General features: G+C 41.1%; 16 protein-coding genes and 1 pseudogene. 13 read left to right on the top strand and 4 right to left on the bottom strand.

Annotation, left to right across the window (positions count from 1 at the left end; genetic code table 11):
* Positions 1-110: 110 nt before the first annotated feature.
* Genes HM131_RS00080 through HM131_RS00050 form a run of 8 tightly spaced genes read left to right on the top strand, consistent with a single transcriptional unit; the run spans position 111 to position 6889 of the window.
* A complete protein-coding gene (locus HM131_RS00080; RefSeq protein ID WP_085026810.1) occupies positions 111-2156 on the top strand; it encodes a BglG family transcription antiterminator in 2046 nt (681 codons plus the stop codon).
* 38 nt (positions 2157-2194) lie between these two features.
* Positions 2195-2680 carry a PTS sugar transporter subunit IIA gene (locus HM131_RS00075; protein ID WP_085026808.1) on the top strand — a complete coding sequence of 162 codons (486 nt, stop codon included), beginning with the start codon at positions 2195-2197 and terminating at the stop codon, positions 2678-2680.
* A 2-nt stretch (positions 2681-2682) separates the two neighbouring features.
* On the top strand, positions 2683-2967 hold the full coding sequence (locus HM131_RS00070; protein WP_085026806.1) for a PTS sugar transporter subunit IIB: 285 nt from the start codon (positions 2683-2685) through the stop codon (positions 2965-2967).
* A gap of 39 nt (positions 2968-3006) precedes the next feature.
* Positions 3007-3291 (top strand): PTS sugar transporter subunit IIB, encoded by a 285-nt coding sequence (locus tag HM131_RS00065; RefSeq protein ID WP_085026804.1) that lies wholly within the window; start codon positions 3007-3009, stop codon positions 3289-3291.
* A gap of 41 nt (positions 3292-3332) precedes the next feature.
* Positions 3333-4592 carry a galactitol-specific PTS transporter subunit IIC gene (locus HM131_RS00060; RefSeq protein ID WP_085026802.1) on the top strand — a complete coding sequence of 420 codons (1260 nt, stop codon included), beginning with the start codon at positions 3333-3335 and terminating at the stop codon, positions 4590-4592.
* A gap of 22 nt (positions 4593-4614) precedes the next feature.
* Positions 4615-5646: a zinc-binding dehydrogenase gene (locus HM131_RS00055; RefSeq protein ID WP_085026800.1), complete on the top strand. Its 1032-nt coding sequence runs from the start codon at positions 4615-4617 to the stop codon at positions 5644-5646.
* A gap of 19 nt (positions 5647-5665) precedes the next feature.
* Positions 5666-5830 carry a hypothetical protein gene (locus HM131_RS20865; protein ID WP_198162697.1) on the top strand — a complete coding sequence of 55 codons (165 nt, stop codon included), beginning with the start codon at positions 5666-5668 and terminating at the stop codon, positions 5828-5830.
* A gap of 15 nt (positions 5831-5845) precedes the next feature.
* On the top strand, positions 5846-6889 hold the full coding sequence (locus tag HM131_RS00050; protein ID WP_085026798.1) for a galactitol-1-phosphate 5-dehydrogenase: 1044 nt from the start codon (positions 5846-5848) through the stop codon (positions 6887-6889).
* A gap of 64 nt (positions 6890-6953) precedes the next feature.
* Here HM131_RS00050 and HM131_RS00045 read toward each other — a convergent pair whose 3' ends face one another.
* Positions 6954-7223, bottom strand: a complete 270-nt coding sequence (locus HM131_RS00045; protein ID WP_085026797.1) for a phospholipase — start codon at positions 7221-7223, stop codon at positions 6954-6956.
* Between the two features lie 230 nt (positions 7224-7453).
* On the opposite strand from HM131_RS00045, the gene trxB reads away from it, so the two are divergent.
* Positions 7454-8407 carry a thioredoxin-disulfide reductase gene (trxB, locus tag HM131_RS00040; RefSeq protein WP_085026795.1) on the top strand — a complete coding sequence of 318 codons (954 nt, stop codon included), beginning with the start codon at positions 7454-7456 and terminating at the stop codon, positions 8405-8407.
* Positions 8408-8453: 46 nt separating this feature from the next.
* Here trxB and HM131_RS00035 read toward each other — a convergent pair whose 3' ends face one another.
* From HM131_RS00035 to HM131_RS00025, 3 genes are read right to left on the bottom strand one after another with little or no spacing between them, the layout of a single operon-like run.
* Positions 8454-11030, bottom strand: a complete 2577-nt coding sequence (locus HM131_RS00035; RefSeq protein WP_085026793.1) for a YfhO family protein — start codon at positions 11028-11030, stop codon at positions 8454-8456.
* A gap of 12 nt (positions 11031-11042) precedes the next feature.
* Positions 11043-11429 (bottom strand): GtrA family protein, encoded by a 387-nt coding sequence (locus tag HM131_RS00030; protein ID WP_085026792.1) that lies wholly within the window; start codon positions 11427-11429, stop codon positions 11043-11045.
* Positions 11401-12354 (bottom strand): glycosyltransferase family 2 protein, encoded by a 954-nt coding sequence (locus HM131_RS00025; RefSeq protein ID WP_085026790.1) that lies wholly within the window; start codon positions 12352-12354, stop codon positions 11401-11403. Before HM131_RS00025 ends, HM131_RS00030 begins: the two co-directional genes overlap by 29 nt.
* 228 nt (positions 12355-12582) lie before the next feature.
* Here HM131_RS00025 and HM131_RS00020 point away from each other — a divergent pair, with 228 nt between their 5' ends.
* The 4 genes and pseudogenes from HM131_RS00020 (at position 12583) to HM131_RS00005 (ending at position 15374) form a co-directional block, all read left to right on the top strand.
* Complete coding sequence (locus tag HM131_RS00020; protein WP_085026788.1) at positions 12583-13338, top strand: class I SAM-dependent methyltransferase; 756 nt, start codon at positions 12583-12585, stop codon at positions 13336-13338.
* 111 nt (positions 13339-13449) lie between these two features.
* Positions 13450-13860 (top strand): GNAT family N-acetyltransferase, encoded by a 411-nt coding sequence (locus HM131_RS00015; protein WP_085026786.1) that lies wholly within the window; start codon positions 13450-13452, stop codon positions 13858-13860.
* 96 nt (positions 13861-13956) lie between these two features.
* Positions 13957-15001: pseudogene (locus HM131_RS00010) on the top strand (ArsR/SmtB family transcription factor).
* A 4-nt stretch (positions 15002-15005) separates the two neighbouring features.
* Positions 15006-15374: an MFS transporter gene (locus tag HM131_RS00005; protein ID WP_085026785.1), complete on the top strand. Its 369-nt coding sequence runs from the start codon at positions 15006-15008 to the stop codon at positions 15372-15374.
* The last annotated feature ends 115 nt before the right edge of the window (positions 15375-15489 follow it).

Raw genomic sequence — 15489 nt, 5'->3', positions numbered from 1 at the left:
AAGAAAGTAAATCCCGATGATGTACATTTTGTGTTCGTTATCTTGGGATGAAAGCGTATACATAGGTGTTTCTGTGGGTGCTACAATAAATGTGGAAGGGAGGGAAACAGATGGCATTAAATGAACGAAGTAAAAAAATTCTTCATGACCTAGTGATCAATCCACGAATAACTAGTACAACTCTTGAAAAGAAATATAACCTTACAAGAAGACAACTCGGGTACAGTTTCAACAAAATAAATGAGTGGTTATTGATTGAAAACCTTCCTCAAATTGAACGAACCAGGCAAGGACAGTTTATTATTGACCAGTCAATATTTACCAAGGTAAACAGTGAAGACAGGCCATCAGTAAGTACACCTGTTTTATCAGAGAGACAAAGGACCTATTTGATTATTTTAATGCTCATCAGCAGAGAGGAACTATCCTTGAATCACTTTACGTTTGAGTTGGATTTTAGTAAAAATACAATTCTTCATGATTTAAAGCAAGCTCAGGCGTTTCTAGATGAGTATAACTTGACCATCAAATACTCGAGGAAATCAGGCTATTTACTGGAAGGTAAAGAATTTCAAGTTCGGAGAGTACTCATCAGAGTCATTTATGAATTACTTTCGATGCGTAGCGGGTCTGAAAAGGTGAAGGAATTAGCATCTTTATCTTCAGATGAACTAACACAATTTACTCAACTGATTGAGAGATTTGAAGACAAGCTTAATATTCAATTTACAGATGAAAAGATAGAAACGATGCCTTATATTCTTACTTTATTTTTAAGAAGAATAGAAAAAGGATTTGTCATTTCAACTTTTGCAGTTAAGCATGAGGATGTATCTAATACAAAGGAATTTCAAGCAACCGAAGAAATTCTTCAGACCATGAACATCCCTGAAAAGGAGAGGTTGTTCATCACCCTCCATCTCCTGACGACTAACGTTTATCGTTCAGAGGACCTTTCAGAAGAAGAGTCAATGGGAGAAATGGTACCAGCAGTTAAGCAGATGCTCCAACTTTTTGAAAGAAGTGCGTGTATCTATTTTCAAGACAGAGAGCAATTGGTAGAAAAGCTCTTTCAGCATCTTCGTCCGGCATACTATAGGATCAAATACGAGCTTACAGAAGCTCAGCCCATACAAGATTCGATTACGAGAGAACTAAAAGAGGTCCACCATCTTGTTATAAGATCGATAGCCCCGCTGGAAGACTATATCGGACAAAAAATACCAGAAAATGAAATCATCTATGTGACCATGTTAATTGGTGGGTGGATGACCAGACAAGGGGAAAGCATTGAAAAGAAAGTAAAAGCCATTGTTGTTTGTCCTCAAGGGGTATCTGTTTCAAGACTGCTTTTCAACCAGTTGAAAGAATTATTCCCCGAGTTTGTTTTTCTAGACTCTCTATCTGTACGAGAGTATATGGAATATGAATTGGATTACGATTTTATTTTTTCTACGACTCCTTTGACAGCGGAAGGTAAATTGTTTACTTGTCAGGCTTTCCTTGATCAGGAAGATCGGTTAAGGCTTCGCAAGCAAGTGATGATGGAAGTTCAAGGATATATTTTGAATGACATCCATGTGGACCATCTAATGGATATTATACGAAATCATACGTCCATTAAGGATGAAAAGGCGTTAGTGGAGGAGTTGCACTCTTATGTACACCGTGATGAAGAGTCATCCATTAAGCAAAGTGTTCAAAGCAAGGATATTCACTTAGACGATCTCCTTCCCGCCGAGCACATCTCTATTAAAGAATCTGTCCCATCATGGGAGGAAGCCATTCGGCTAGCTTCTAAACCTTTGGTCCGGAATGGGTATGTAGAATCGCGCTACGTCGAGGCTATGGTTCACCAAGCAAGGGATCCTTATATTGTTATAGCTCCTCACCTGGCTATTCCACATGCTGCTCCAGAGGATGGGGTAAAGAAAGTCGGAATGAGCTTATTGAAAGTAGAGGAAGGGGTCTCGTTTACTGCAGAAGAAACTGTTCACATCATAGTGGTCATTTCGGCAGTAGATAAGAAAAAACATATGCATGCATTGATGCAATTGATGAACTTAGCAGGGTCGCAAAAAGATAGGAACAGAATCATAGAGTCCAACGACTTTAAAGAAATCCAGGACTTGATCCAGACCTATTCCACTGAATAACATTCAGTAACAATATTATTAATAATGTGGTGAATAAAATGAGCGAAATCTACTTTAATGAGTCCGTCATTCTACTTGGTGTAGAGGCAAATTCAAAAGAAGATGTGTTAGAAGTTATGAGCAGGAACCTCGTGGAGCAAAAGTTAGTGAAAGAAACTTTTCCCCCAGCTATCATAGCTCGAGAAGAAGAATATGCGACGGGGCTACCGACAGCAGGGGTAGCGGTTGCCATCCCGCATACTGATGTTGAACATGTCAATCGGAAAACGATAAGTGTTGGAGTATTGAAAAATACAGTCGATTTTGGAGTCATGGGCGATGATAAGGAAACGATCCCAGTTCAAATTGTATTTTTGTTAGCCATGGATGAAGCTCATTCCCAATTATCATTACTTCAGCAGTTGATGAAGGTATTCCAAAATGAAGATGTATTGTTATCTATTTTGAATGACCAGAATAAAACAAGCATCAGAGATCTAATGGAAGAAAAATTAGATTTTGGTGCACTAGAAGGAGAGAAATAATTATGGCAAAGAAACAAGTGTTGGTCGCATGTGGCGCAGGTATTGCAACGTCAACAGTAGTGAATGGAGCTATTGAAGAGATGGCGAAAGAGAACAATTTAAGTGTTGATCTTGTCCAGATCAAGATATCAGAAGTTGGTGGTTACGTCGACACTGCAGACCTATTAGTAACGACAGCAATGACTCAGAAGGATTATCCATTTCCAGTAATTAATGCTCGATCATTTTTAACTGGAATCGGCACAGAAGATACGAAAAAAGAAATTTTGACAGCGCTTCAAAAATAAATTCTTTGAAAATATGAAAAAAGAAGGAGAGAAATAATTATGGCAAAGAAACAAGTGTTGGTCGCATGTGGCGCAGGTATTGCAACGTCAACAGTAGTGAATGGAGCTATTGAAGAGATGGCGAAAGAGAACAATTTAAGTGTTGATCTTGTCCAGATCAAGATATCAGAAGTTGGTGGTTACGTCGACACTGCAGACCTATTAGTAACGACAGCAATGACTCAGAAGGATTATCCATTTCCAGTAATTAACGCTCGGTCATTTCTAACTGGAATTGGCACTGAGGATACGAAAAAAGAAATATTACAAGAACTCCAAAAATAAAGGTCCGTCTGGGTAACTGAAAGAAAGAGGGAGGATTATTCATGCAAGGTTTCGTCGACATCGTACAAGGTTTTTTAGATTTAGGGGCCACGGTCATCTTGCCCGTTGCCATCTTTTTATTAGGATTACTGTTCGGACAGAAACCAGGAAAAGCATTTCGGTCTGGACTGACAATCGGTGTTGCTTTTGTCGGTATATTCTTAGTCGTTGATTTGTTGGTAAATAATTTAGGGCCAGCTGCGCAAGGAATGGTAGATCGGTTAGGCGTCGATTTAAATGTGATTGACGTAGGATGGCCGGCCTCATCTTCTATAGCCTGGGCCTCTGTTGTAGCGGCATTCATTATTCCTTTAGGGCTTGTAGTGAATGTGATTATGCTCCTAACCAAAACAACGAAAACAATGAACGTTGATATATGGAATTTTTGGCACTATACGTTTATGGCCGCTATGGTTTATGCGATATCCGGCAGCATTGTACAAGGACTAATTGCTGCTGTCATCTTCCAAATTGTTTGTCTTAAAGTAGCAGATTGGACAGCCCCTATGGTCGGTGAATTCTTCGACTTGCCAGGTGTTTCCATTGCAACAGGAAGTACAATTTCGTATGCTCCTGGAATTATATTAGTCAGGTGGCTGAATAAAGTTCCAGGCGTTAAAAATTGGAATGCAGATCCGGACACCATTCAAAAGCGGTTTGGGATCTTCGGGGAATCCATTTTCATCGGCTTATTTTTAGGTGCTGCGATTGGTGTGCTGGCGGGCTACAGTGTAGGAGAAGTTATTGAAATCGGAATGGCAATGGCAGCCGTTATGGTGCTTATGCCACGAATGGTCAAGATTCTTATGGAAGGATTAATGCCAGTGTCAGAGTCCGCCCGTCAATGGTTATCTAAAAGATTTGGTGATCGAGAAATATATATAGGTCTGGATGCTGCTGTCGCTTTAGGGCACCCAGCCGTTATCTCCACAGCATTAATTCTTGTACCAATTACTGTTGTCCTAGCTGTTGTATTACCTGGGAATTCTCTTTTACCATTCGGTGATTTAGCTACGATCCCGTTTGTAGTGGCCTTTATCGTTGGAGCGGCACGAGGAAATATCGTCCATTCAGTCATTGTAGGAACATTGATGATTGCTCTTTCCCTTTATATGGCTACCGATGTAGCTCCAGTCTTCACTGAAATGGCAGTCAATGCTGACTTTAATATGCCGGAAGGGTCCGCAAAGATTTCAAGTATTGACCAGGGAGGAAATCTTGTAAACTGGATCATTTTCAAAGTATTTAGCTTGTTCAATTAACTGATCTCTAGGAGGAATAAGATTGAAAGCACTCGTAAAAACAGAGCTTGGGTTTGGAAATCTGGAAATTCAAGAAAAACAGGAGCCGGTCGTTGGCGATGGTCAAGTGAAAATAGAGGTTAAGTATGCAGGAGTTTGTGGGTCTGATATTCATACTTATGAAGGGCATTACAAAGTGAAAGTACCTGTCACCTTAGGCCATGAATTCTCAGGTGTTGTTGTCGATATAGGAGAAGGAGTGACCGAATTTAAAATAGGTGACCGTGTAACATCCGAAACCACCTTTTATGTGTGTGGAACATGTGAGTACTGTAAAAACGGTGATTATAATCTCTGTAATTACAGGAAAGGGCTTGGAACGCAGCAGGATGGTGGGTTTGCGAAATATTTGATTGCACGGAAGCAAAGTGTTCATCATCTTCCGGAACACGTAGATGATCGGTCAGCTGCTATGACCGAGCCGCTTGCTTGTACTCACCATGCAGTGGATAAGACTGAGATTAATGAGGGAGACCTTGTTGTTGTAATTGGTCCTGGCCCTATTGGTTTATTTACAGCTCAGGTGGCAAAAAGCAGAGGTGCCAGAATCATCATTGCTGGACTGTCTAACGACCAAATCCGTCTTAAAAAAGCAGAGGAACTGGGAATAGACTATGCAGTTAATATTCAAGAGCAAGACCTTAAAGAGTTGGTAAACAAGCTAACAGATAGTTATGGAGCAGATGTTGTTTTTGAATGTTCAGGAGCCGTTCAAGCAGCTAATCAGGCATTGGATTTGTTAAAGAAAAAAGGGCAATATGGACAAGTGGGAATCTTCCCTCATTCAGAGGTTTCTTTTGACCTTGAAAAAATTATTCAGAAGGAAATCAGAGTAGTAGGCAGCAGAAGTCAAAAGTCAGCCGATTGGGAACCCTCTCTTGAATTGATGAACAGCGGTCGAGTGAACGCTCAGTCGCTCGTTACTCATGAGTATCCGATTACACAATGGGAGCAAGCTTACCAAGCGATTAAAAGCGGAGAAGCTATTAAAGTTTTATTAACTCCTGTCGAGTAAAAGAAATGAGGTTTTATACATGGTAGATGTGTTCTTAGAATTCATGCTAGGACCTATGCGAGCCATCGGAGATTACTATTTTGAACATCAAATGCTCTTTAATGCGATCGTCATAGGAGGAGCCCTGTACAAACTAGCAAGTGGAAAAAAACGACATGAAAGAGAAGCTGAAAATTGTAACTAAGAAAAGGTGAGAAACATGAAAACCTTAAACCTTTATGGTGAACAGGATATAAGATTTGAAGATACACCTGTACCCGTCATTGAAAAAGAAGATGATGTTGTGATTAAGGTGAAAGCCGTCGGGGTTTGCGGGTCGGATATTTCCCGATATAAAAAGCTAGGGCCATATGTAGAAGGAATGACGTTTGGTCATGAATTCGCTGGTGAAGTCGTAGAAGTAGGTCCAGCTGTTGAAAGAATTAAAGTTGGTGATCGAGTTTCCGGCTGCCCTACCTTTTACTGTGGGACTTGCCATAGCTGTTTAAAAGGGAATTTATCGCAATGCGAAAAACTTACTGTGATAGGAGCTCGCCACCCCGGAGCTTATGCAGAGTTTGTTAATTTACCTGCTAAGCATGTCCTTCTTCTCCCGGAAAATGTTGATTATGATACGGCGGCCATGATTGAACCATCCTCTGTTGTCGCTCACGGGTTTTATCGTACGAGCATTCATCCCGGGGCGACTGTAGCCATTATGGGTTGCGGAAGCATTGGATTATTGGCTATTCAGTGGGCAAGGATCTTCGGTGCCAAAAAAGTCATCGCCATTGATATCGATGATAGAAAGCTTGATATTGCTGAAAAAGTAGGAGCGGATGTAAGGGTTAACCCTAAGAATGGTCCATCTCACCACCAAGTAGCTGAAGTAACAGATCAGATTGGAGTTGATTTAGCAGTAGAATGTGCTGGATCTCCAATCACTTCAGAACAGATTCTTGCTCTATCTAAAAAAGGTGGGGAAGTTCTTTACATGGGCATTCCTTATGCTCCTATTGACATGGAACGTTTTTATTTTGAAAAGATTGTCCGGAACGAGTTAAAAATCATCGGCTCCTGGAATGCGATTTCAGCACCATTTCCTGGTGAAGAATGGAGCTCCACGCTTCATTACATGAGTACGGGGCAGTTAAACATTAAGCCGATGATCTCGCATCGATTGCCACTGGAAAAAGGACCAGACACCTTTCAAAATCTCATTCACCAGAATGTCTCTTATGTTAAAGTGCTTTTTTATCCATAAGCATCTGAAAATCATAAGAAAGAGAGCGTGAATTCCTTAAAGAAGGAGCGTTCTCTTTTTTTGTCTAAAACGAACATGTAAAAAAACGCTGGAGCTTCATATATTTGTACATCATTCTGGCGTGACGCCCTTCAATTGTATAGGGATTCTGCAAACGTTCCAATTGTTCAATAAAAGCTAAGTCGCACTCGCAATAATTTCCATAATATCGATAACACTCATCATGCTGTTTGCAGGCTGCATCGACCGCATTCAACGGTTCCCCCGGTCCACTGCAACCCGGGCCGCAATAGTTGTAACCTGGGAATAAACAGAAACCCGGCCTTCTATCCATAGGAATTTCACCCCTCTATTCCTCATAAATAAGTACTGCTATGAATACTATATGTTGAATTTAGGAAAGAAGAGTGGTCGTTTGTCCATAAGGATTGAAAGGTGAAATTGTTAAAGAGGTCCAGGAAGCGGGTATAAATAGTTACGAATAGTCATTATTTGAATGAATGACCACAGGAGAAACAAACTATAACAAGAATAGGACTACTTATTGGAATAGGAGGATCATTCATGACGTATCAATCGATCATTTTAGGAACTGGCCCAGCTGGGCTTACGGCGGCTGTCTACTTAGCAAGGGCGAATATGGAGCCGCTCGTAATCGAAGGACCGGAGCCGGGAGGACAATTGACGCTAACGACAGAAGTTGAAAATTTCCCAGGCTTCCCTGATGGCATTATGGGACCAGAGCTGATGGATAATATGAAAAAGCAAGCAGAACGTTTTGGTGCAACATTCAAGCGGGGCTGGGTAACGGACGTGAACGTTGATCAGCGTCCTTTCAAATTGACGGTGGACGGTCTTGGTGAATTAGAAACCCAGACGCTAATCATTTCGACTGGCGCGTCGGCTAAAATGCTTGAGATTCCTGGTGAGAAAGAAAACATGGGCCGCGGGGTCAGCACATGTGCAACATGTGATGGATTCTTTTTCAGAGGGAAAAAAGTCGTTATTATCGGCGGGGGAGATTCTGCGATGGAAGAAGCGAACTTCCTCACTAAATTTGCGGATGAAGTTCAAGTCGTTCACCGCCGTAATGAGCTGAGAGCTTCTAAGATTATGCAAGATCGCGCGAAAGGTAATGACAAGATTACCTGGGCGCTAAATAAGACACCTGTTGAAATGATTTCAGATGGCATGAAAATCACAGGCCTCAAGGTGAAGGATAATGATTCAGAGGTAGAAGAAGTCATTGAAACGGATGGGATTTTCGTCGCAATTGGACACAATCCGAATACAGAGTTCTTACAAGGCAAAATCAACATGGATGAAAAAGGGTACATTCTTGTAGACCCTGGAACAACGAATACAAATATCCCTGGAGTATTTGCTTGTGGAGATGTGCAAGACCAAAAGTATCGTCAGGCCATTACCGCTGCCGGTACCGGTTGTATGGCAGCTATGGATTCCGAGCGGTTCCTTGAAGGGGAAGCAACGATTGATTGGAGTCAAAACTTATCTTAGACAAAGAACCCCCATGGATGTTTCACTTCATCCATGGGGGTTTAGCTTATCGTCCTCTTTTTCTCAGCCATATCAGTGAAACAATCAAAGATAGAATAGAAAGGATAGATAGGATTGAAAAGTAAGGTGGACGGTACGTGAAAGTAATGTCATTCTTACCTTCCTCCAGTTCTACACCAAGTAAGGCATAATTCGCTTTCAAGATGTCCTTTTGTTCCCCGTTCACTTTTACATGCCAGCCTTTTTCATAAGGAACAGGGATGGTCAAATAACGATGATTTTTTTGATTATCCAATTGGACATTCACCTGATTTCCATTTACTTCAGCGTTTGCAGGCTGTGGTGTCTCTCTGGATGCCTTCTCAAGTACTTTATAATCCTCAGAATAAACCTCTATGTCTTTCAGTTGATAACTGCCTTTAGGCACTCTGATCGAGATCTTCTTTTCTTTAGGCACCCTGATCGTGATGTTATTAATCCCTGTACGATAGAAAGATTCCCTGGATTTTCTCGACGTTTCAAAGTCATTCACATGTAAAGGGAACCACGGAGCTTCCTTGACATTGTTTTTTAAATAAAACGAGACATACAGATCCTCGGCTGTCTCAGGCACGTTAGAAAACTTCAAATCAATACCGCCTGTTTTTTCTTCCACATTCAGCTGGCCGTCTTTATAAGTAGAGCGGACGCTTTCAACTTCAGCCTGATCCATAAGGTTTGGAAGCGGCTCGAGAGACGCTGTAGTTTGTTTCGGGTTTTCTAATATGATCCCTTGCAGCATTGCATGTTCTCTTCCGACCACGGATGTATCTTCAAGAGAACGTTCACTGTAAACCGTACTTGTCGTTCGTACGAATGGGAGCTTATTGGTATTTTGATACACTTGATAGCCACCGTCTGAAAGGAAGGGTTCAAATCCATAAGGCATATTCCTCTCCTTATTTTCATGAGTAACAATATAATTCCCTCTCATTAGGCTGTAGAGATTGGCGCGATCTCCAAAGCCGGAATAACGGCTGATGCTTTCACGTTTCATATCGATTTCCAGGCTGTCATAATACCAAAACAATATGTTTTTATTTAAAATGCTGGAATATACGCTCGTACCCTGAAAGTCTTGGATAAGCGGCATATTGTTTTTGTCGTCCATCCCTCTCCATTCCACTCGGGAAAAGGTACGTTTGTTTTGTTCTTCTATGGTTTCGATGAGCTTGCTTTGCTTTTCGGAATTATAAGCATCACTTAGGATATAATCTTTTGTCGTAGCCCGGATGTTTCCTGCTGTGTAGAGCTTATCGTATTGATAGGCATTCATCATGCCTGCATTAACAAGGATGAGAAGGGAGATCCCTACCCTCTTTAACTTTTTGTCAGGCATACTGATTAAATAAACTGAAGCGATTGTCACGGCAATCTGGACAATCATATACACATCATAAATGTGATCAATGCTGTAATGCTGATCTGACCAAGCAAAAATTCCGTACATCAATATAGTGAGCACAACAGCTATAGAGAGCTCAGCCTTCTTTATGTGTCTGTTGAGATGTAAGCCGACAGCTACAAGTGCCCCAGCCACAAAAAAACCTGCATATTCAAAGCGGTTTCGAGGTGCAGAGAATCCGTTGAAGGCACTACCCATAAAAGGACTGAAGTGAAAGACGATGAACAGGAGTGTCAAGGATGCAAAGAAACGGAACAGCCTGTTTTTGTAAAAGGAAAACAGGAACAAGAAAATGACGACAACACCAGCGAGTAAAAACGTCCGGCTGTCGAGCAAAATATTGTCAGAAAGGTTAAGCAGTGGTCTTTGCTGGTTAAAAGCAGGCCTGTAGTTGTTTAAGTAAGCATAGACAGTCGGAATGAACGCAAGTGAGCCTAAACCGAATCCTAGACTTCCTGAAATTAAATAGAGCTTCACTTGCTTTAATTTCCCCGTCTCGCGCTTTTCCAATGGAATGAACCAGCGGACCAATATGTAGATACCGATGAATAGCAGCGATATGTAAGAAAAATAAAAATTGTTGAACAAGGTGACAGCTACCGCAAAAAGAAACCAGCCTGGTTTTTGTTCGCGGATGATTTTTTCTACGCCTAAAACAAGTATAGGAATAAATAAAAACGCGTCTGCGAAAAACTCCCAATAGATAACGTGACGGAAGTAGATGACACTGGATCCATACAGAGCTGCACCAGCAAAAGCGGGCAAAGCACGAACGGAAAAGTAACGGAATACATAAGTGGTTATGATCATCACTGTTGCCATTCTCAGGATACTGGTGAAGACAGTCAATTGCGCCCAAAACAGCACATCAGGAGCATTGATGATGTGCATGAGTTCAAGCAGGAAAACGACTACAATCGTCAAAAGGAAGAAAAGGTTGGTTGAAAAGTAGTAGCCGAGCTGTCCGTATATGCCTCCGCCAAACCCGAATTCGAAAGAGTAAAAGAAATTGCCTTTTGTATAATTTTCATAGATTAATTGTTTGAAAGGAAGCATTTGGTTCAAGCCGTCGTTCGGTCCAGCCATATAGCCGCCGTCCGCCCACTCTTGCAAGAAAAAAAGATGCGATAGGCTTGCAGCCAAGAGGCTCCCTAATAAGATCCAAAGAAATTTTTTCATAGGCTACCACCATTACTGCTTTAATATTTTACTTGTCACAATGAATGTGATGGGTACTGTGAAGAATACGGCGATGATTGGTGCAAGGTTACTATTCAGGGCAAACCACTCGACTAATGCATAGACGAGAAAGGATGAGGTCGAGAGGTTGACCACTTGCGTCAATGGAAATTGTAAAAATTTTTTTAAGGTCGGCTTCACCCTGTACGTAAAATACGTATTCAAGTAAAACGAGATGACAAAGCTGACCAAAAACCCGGTAATGTGAGCGACCATATAATGAGCCCGGAGGAGGTTGTGAAGCAGTAGAAAGATGAAATAGTAATTGAGTGTATTGATTCCTCCGACCAGGATAAACCGGGTTAACTCATTATTGAGAGACTTTATTTTTTGAATCATGAATGTTGGATTCCTTTACTAAATAGTGCGGACGCCGCTTCACTTCGTTGTACATTCTTCCAATATATTCACCAATGACGCCTAGACTGAGCAGCTGGACTCCTCCGAGGAAGAGAATAGCAGATATCGTACTGAAATAGCCTGGCACATCAATGCCGTTTCTTACAATCTGCACGAATATGAAGGCGATGTACCCGAGTGACATTAATAAGATCAACATCCCTGTGTACAAGCATATACGCAGTGGTCTTGTATTAAATGATACAAGCCCATCGATTGCGTAGTTCAGCAGTTTAGAAAGCGACCATTTCGAAGAACCTGATTGGCGGGCGACGTTCTCGTAATTAATTACTTTTTCCTCATAACCAACCCACGCGAATAATCCTTTCGAAAAGCGGTTTCCTTCACTTAATTTTAATATATCATTCACTACAGGGCGGCTCAGCAAACGGAAATCGCCGATCCCATTTTTAAGCGTGACATCAACTAATTGATTAATTCCTTTGTAAAAAAGTGTGGAGAGGGTTTTTCGTAAGGGGGATTCCCCATTACGGTTCCGCTTTGCGATGACTTGATCGTAGCCTTCTTCATATCCCTGGATCATTTCAGGAATGAGAAAAGCCGGGTGCTGCAAATCAGCATCCATTATGATGACTGCATCACCATTAGATTTTTCGAGACCCGCTAATAGAGCAGCCTCTTTTCCGAAGTTCCTTGTAAATGAAACATATTTTACATGTGGATGTTTTCTTCCCAGATCCTGAATATACTCAAGCGTCTGGTCTTCACTTCCGTCATCAATGAAGATTAATTCGTAATCATAGTTTACCAATGCCATGATGTGATGCAGGTTCTCATAAATTAATGGTATGTTTTCCTCTTCGTTAAAAGAGGGCAAAATCAAGGATATTAATGACCTTCTCATGGCCGTATACCTCCAGTTAAGTTTTACTTATAAATAAATTCAAAGTCTTTCACTAATACCTCGTTCCCGAATTTATAAACATTATGCATAATTGGGAATGAAAGGGACTTATTTACTGATTATCGCAGAGGTGATTCGGGATGGGAGTCGGATGTATAGGAAAAGAGATGGGGGGTAAGAAAATAATGGTATGATGAATACAAGCAATAGGGAGAGGGAGGGCGAAAGATGAAGAGGGATGAGCTATTTTTAGAAGAATTGAAGGAAATGGACGAGGAATTCAGTGGTTGGGATTTTTCTTATGTTAGTGGAACAGGCAGGATTCAAAGCGGAGCTTTATCATGGTCTTACGGGAGTAAAGTACGAAGGTTGATGAGAAATACAGAAGCTATGCTTGATATGGGCACGGGCGGCGGAGAGTTCCTATCACAATTGCGTCCTTTGCCTGATTATACAGCTGCAACAGAAGGCTACGAGCCCAATCTTCCGGTTGCAAAAAATCGTCTTGAGCCTTTAGGGGTGAAGATAGTACAAATCAATGAAGATGACAAACTTCCTTTTGAAGACAATAGGTTCGATTTAATTGTAAATAAGCACGAGTCGTTTGATCCCTCAGAAGTGAAAAGAGTTTTAAAACCAGGAGGGACGTTTTTGACTCAACAGGTGGGCGGGCTTGATTGCCTGCAGATCAATGAAGCCCTTCATGCAAAAGAGAATCAATACAAAGATTGGAATCTGACTGAAGCTATGAATGGATTGAAAGCTCAGGAGTTCAAGGTGGTAACGATCCGTGAAGATTATCCTGTTCAACGTTTTTTCGATATCGGTGCCCTTGTTTATTACTTAAAAGCTATTCCGTGGCAGGTTCCTGATTTCAACTTGGAAGACTACCAGGATGAACTCTACTCTATTAATGAAATAATAAAAGACAGAGGATATTTTGAAGTAAGGCAGCACAGGTTCTTAATACAGGCTGAAAGATAGTTTAGAAATCTGCGAAAAAGGTTTCATTTACATAGTTTTTATCTTTCTATTGAAGCGGTTATCCATTCACTCACTTAATCAAACGATTGTTTTAAAAAGGAGGCAGTGAGGATGAGAAGGTTCACCTCAACCGATGATTATCAAGCCATTAAGCCTCTCCTTTGCTTAGCGACATCAGAAGGTAAAGCAGAACAAGCGCTCTTTCAGTATCTTAAATCAGAAGAACAATCCCTATTTCTATACGAAAAGGAGGGAATGCTTGCCGGGTGCATGGGAATAAAGTTCACTACTAACTACAATGCTGTCATCCAACAAATTGCAGTCTCGCCGGGTTATAGGAAACAGAGGATCGGTAAAAGCATGGTTGAGTTTATCCTTGAACAATATAAGCTAAGAGAGTTATCGGCTGAAACGGATGATGAGGCAGTAGGCTTTTATCAGAAACTTGGATTTGAAGTGAAAAGCCTTGGTGAAAAGTATAAAGGTGTGACCAGGTATCAGTGCACTCTATATCAAAACTAGCACTCCCTTCTGCAGTGGGAGTGTTTTTTGAGTAGTCATACGAAATAAATTGAATAATAAATTCTATAAGTTTAGAATATGAGTGAGGTGATAATAATGGAATTATTTTCTACGAGTACAAAGGGAAGAGAAACGTACCGCATAGAATTGAAACAATCCTTATTATGGGAGGCAGCCTTAGGACTTGCTGCGATCACGAATGATGCCTTAATTCAAACGCTTGAGTATCCAAAAGAAAATTGGGAGGAAATTAGAAATTCCTTGAGCCCATCATTAGAAGCTGAAGTTCAATATGTCCGAGAGAAAAATACGTGGAAAACATTGCTTCAGCTGCTCCATCAAAAAGACTTCCAAACAATGAAGGAGTTCCGTTCCTACATCAAAGATCTTCCCTCAAACGATTTAAGATTCATCTCCATCCCTTATTTTGGTGAAAGCTACCAACATAAAAGAAGACAGGCTGCACAAGGTTCTATAGAGGCGGTGAGAGAATTACAAAAGCTAACCAATGAAAATGCTTTTTTCCTGAATATATTTCGTTCATCTGCGATACAGACGTAGGAAAATTGAAGAATCACTTGGTTGAAGTGATGGAAGGGTGGCTGGGAACGGTTATTCAACCAAACCAGGAAGAAATGTCACGTCTACTAGCAAGAGATGTAGAGTCAAAAAAGCGATGGAAGAAAAGCTTGAGGCTGAAGCTTTTGTCGAATGGGCAACAAACGGAATAACATATCGACCAGAACCTAGCGTTTATAAGGTGATGCTGATCCCACAGTATATCTACAGACCCTGGAACGTTGAAGCGGATATCGAAGGAGCGAAGGTATTTTATTATCCCGTCGCAAATGAAAGTATTCAACCTAACGACCCTTATGTTCCTAATCAAATGCTCGTGCAAAAATATAAAGCTTTGGGAGACGAAACCCGGCTTCGCATCCTAAAACTATTAAACGAGAAAAGCATGACCTTACAGGAGCTGACGGAAAAATTAGAGATGGGAAAAACAACCGTCCATCACCATTTAAAATTATTGAAATTAGCCAGGCTGGTAGCCGCACCATCATCACGTTACGAATTAAATGTTCAAGCTCTCACCACTTTGCCAAAAGAACTAAATGTATTTTTGGAGAATGACTAAATCAATGAATCAGCTTGAGGAAAAGTTCGAGACCGTACAGAAAGCTCCGGAGTTTAAAAAGAATAGCCAGGTTTTCAGGTTTATTGGGGGAAACCTGGTGTCCTTCTTCGGGGATCAAATCTACATGATTGCATTACCCTTAATTGTCTTAGCTATTACAGAGTCGCCGTTGAGCATGGGGATTGTCGCTGCTTTAGAACGCCTGCCTGTTCTAATCCAGCCCATTGCGGGAGTCATTGCCGATCGTTTTAATAGAAAATCACTTTTATTAGTCTGTGATTTACTTAGAGGTCTTATTATTGGGGGCAATGGGGGCTTTACATATGAACGGGGTCTCTATGGATGTGGGAAGTGTATGTGGGGTCTCTTGTGATAGGAGTGCTTACTCAAATTTATAACACCTCTCAATTTGCCTCGATTCCTCGGCTGGTTCAAAAGAGGACCTACAATTAGCAAATCTGTGAATACAGGAATCTTTAATATGGCTG

The sequence above is a fragment of the Halobacillus mangrovi genome (assembly GCF_002097535.1).
Classification (GTDB): domain Bacteria; phylum Bacillota; class Bacilli; order Bacillales; family Halobacillaceae; genus Halobacillus; species Halobacillus mangrovi_A.
Note: the sequence above shows the minus strand (reverse complement) of the source record. Positions and strands in the feature narration are given on the sequence as shown.

Bases quoted from the DNA above. Each gene is read 5' to 3' on its own strand.
- HM131_RS00080 (WP_085026810.1), top strand. From the start codon at position 111: ATGGCATTAAATGAACGAAGTAAAAAAATTCTTCATGACCTAGTGATC.
- HM131_RS00025 (WP_085026790.1), bottom strand. From the start codon at position 12,354: ATGAGAAGGTCATTAATATCCTTGATTTTGCCCTCTTTTAACGAAGAG.
- HM131_RS00060 (WP_085026802.1), top strand. From the start codon at position 3,333: ATGCAAGGTTTCGTCGACATCGTACAAGGTTTTTTAGATTTAGGGGCC.
- HM131_RS00070 (WP_085026806.1), top strand. From the start codon at position 2,683: ATGGCAAAGAAACAAGTGTTGGTCGCATGTGGCGCAGGTATTGCAACG.
- HM131_RS20865 (WP_198162697.1), top strand. From the start codon at position 5,666: ATGGTAGATGTGTTCTTAGAATTCATGCTAGGACCTATGCGAGCCATC.
- HM131_RS00020 (WP_085026788.1), top strand. From the start codon at position 12,583: ATGAAGAGGGATGAGCTATTTTTAGAAGAATTGAAGGAAATGGACGAG.
- HM131_RS00005 (WP_085026785.1), top strand. From the start codon at position 15,006: ATGAATCAGCTTGAGGAAAAGTTCGAGACCGTACAGAAAGCTCCGGAG.
- HM131_RS00050 (WP_085026798.1), top strand. From the start codon at position 5,846: ATGAAAACCTTAAACCTTTATGGTGAACAGGATATAAGATTTGAAGAT.
- HM131_RS00015 (WP_085026786.1), top strand. From the start codon at position 13,450: ATGAGAAGGTTCACCTCAACCGATGATTATCAAGCCATTAAGCCTCTC.
- HM131_RS00075 (WP_085026808.1), top strand. From the start codon at position 2,195: ATGAGCGAAATCTACTTTAATGAGTCCGTCATTCTACTTGGTGTAGAG.
- trxB (WP_085026795.1), top strand. From the start codon at position 7,454: ATGACGTATCAATCGATCATTTTAGGAACTGGCCCAGCTGGGCTTACG.
- HM131_RS00035 (WP_085026793.1), bottom strand. From the start codon at position 11,030: ATGAAAAAATTTCTTTGGATCTTATTAGGGAGCCTCTTGGCTGCAAGC.
- HM131_RS00045 (WP_085026797.1), bottom strand. From the start codon at position 7,223: ATGGATAGAAGGCCGGGTTTCTGTTTATTCCCAGGTTACAACTATTGC.
- HM131_RS00030 (WP_085026792.1), bottom strand. From the start codon at position 11,429: ATGATTCAAAAAATAAAGTCTCTCAATAATGAGTTAACCCGGTTTATC.
- HM131_RS00065 (WP_085026804.1), top strand. From the start codon at position 3,007: ATGGCAAAGAAACAAGTGTTGGTCGCATGTGGCGCAGGTATTGCAACG.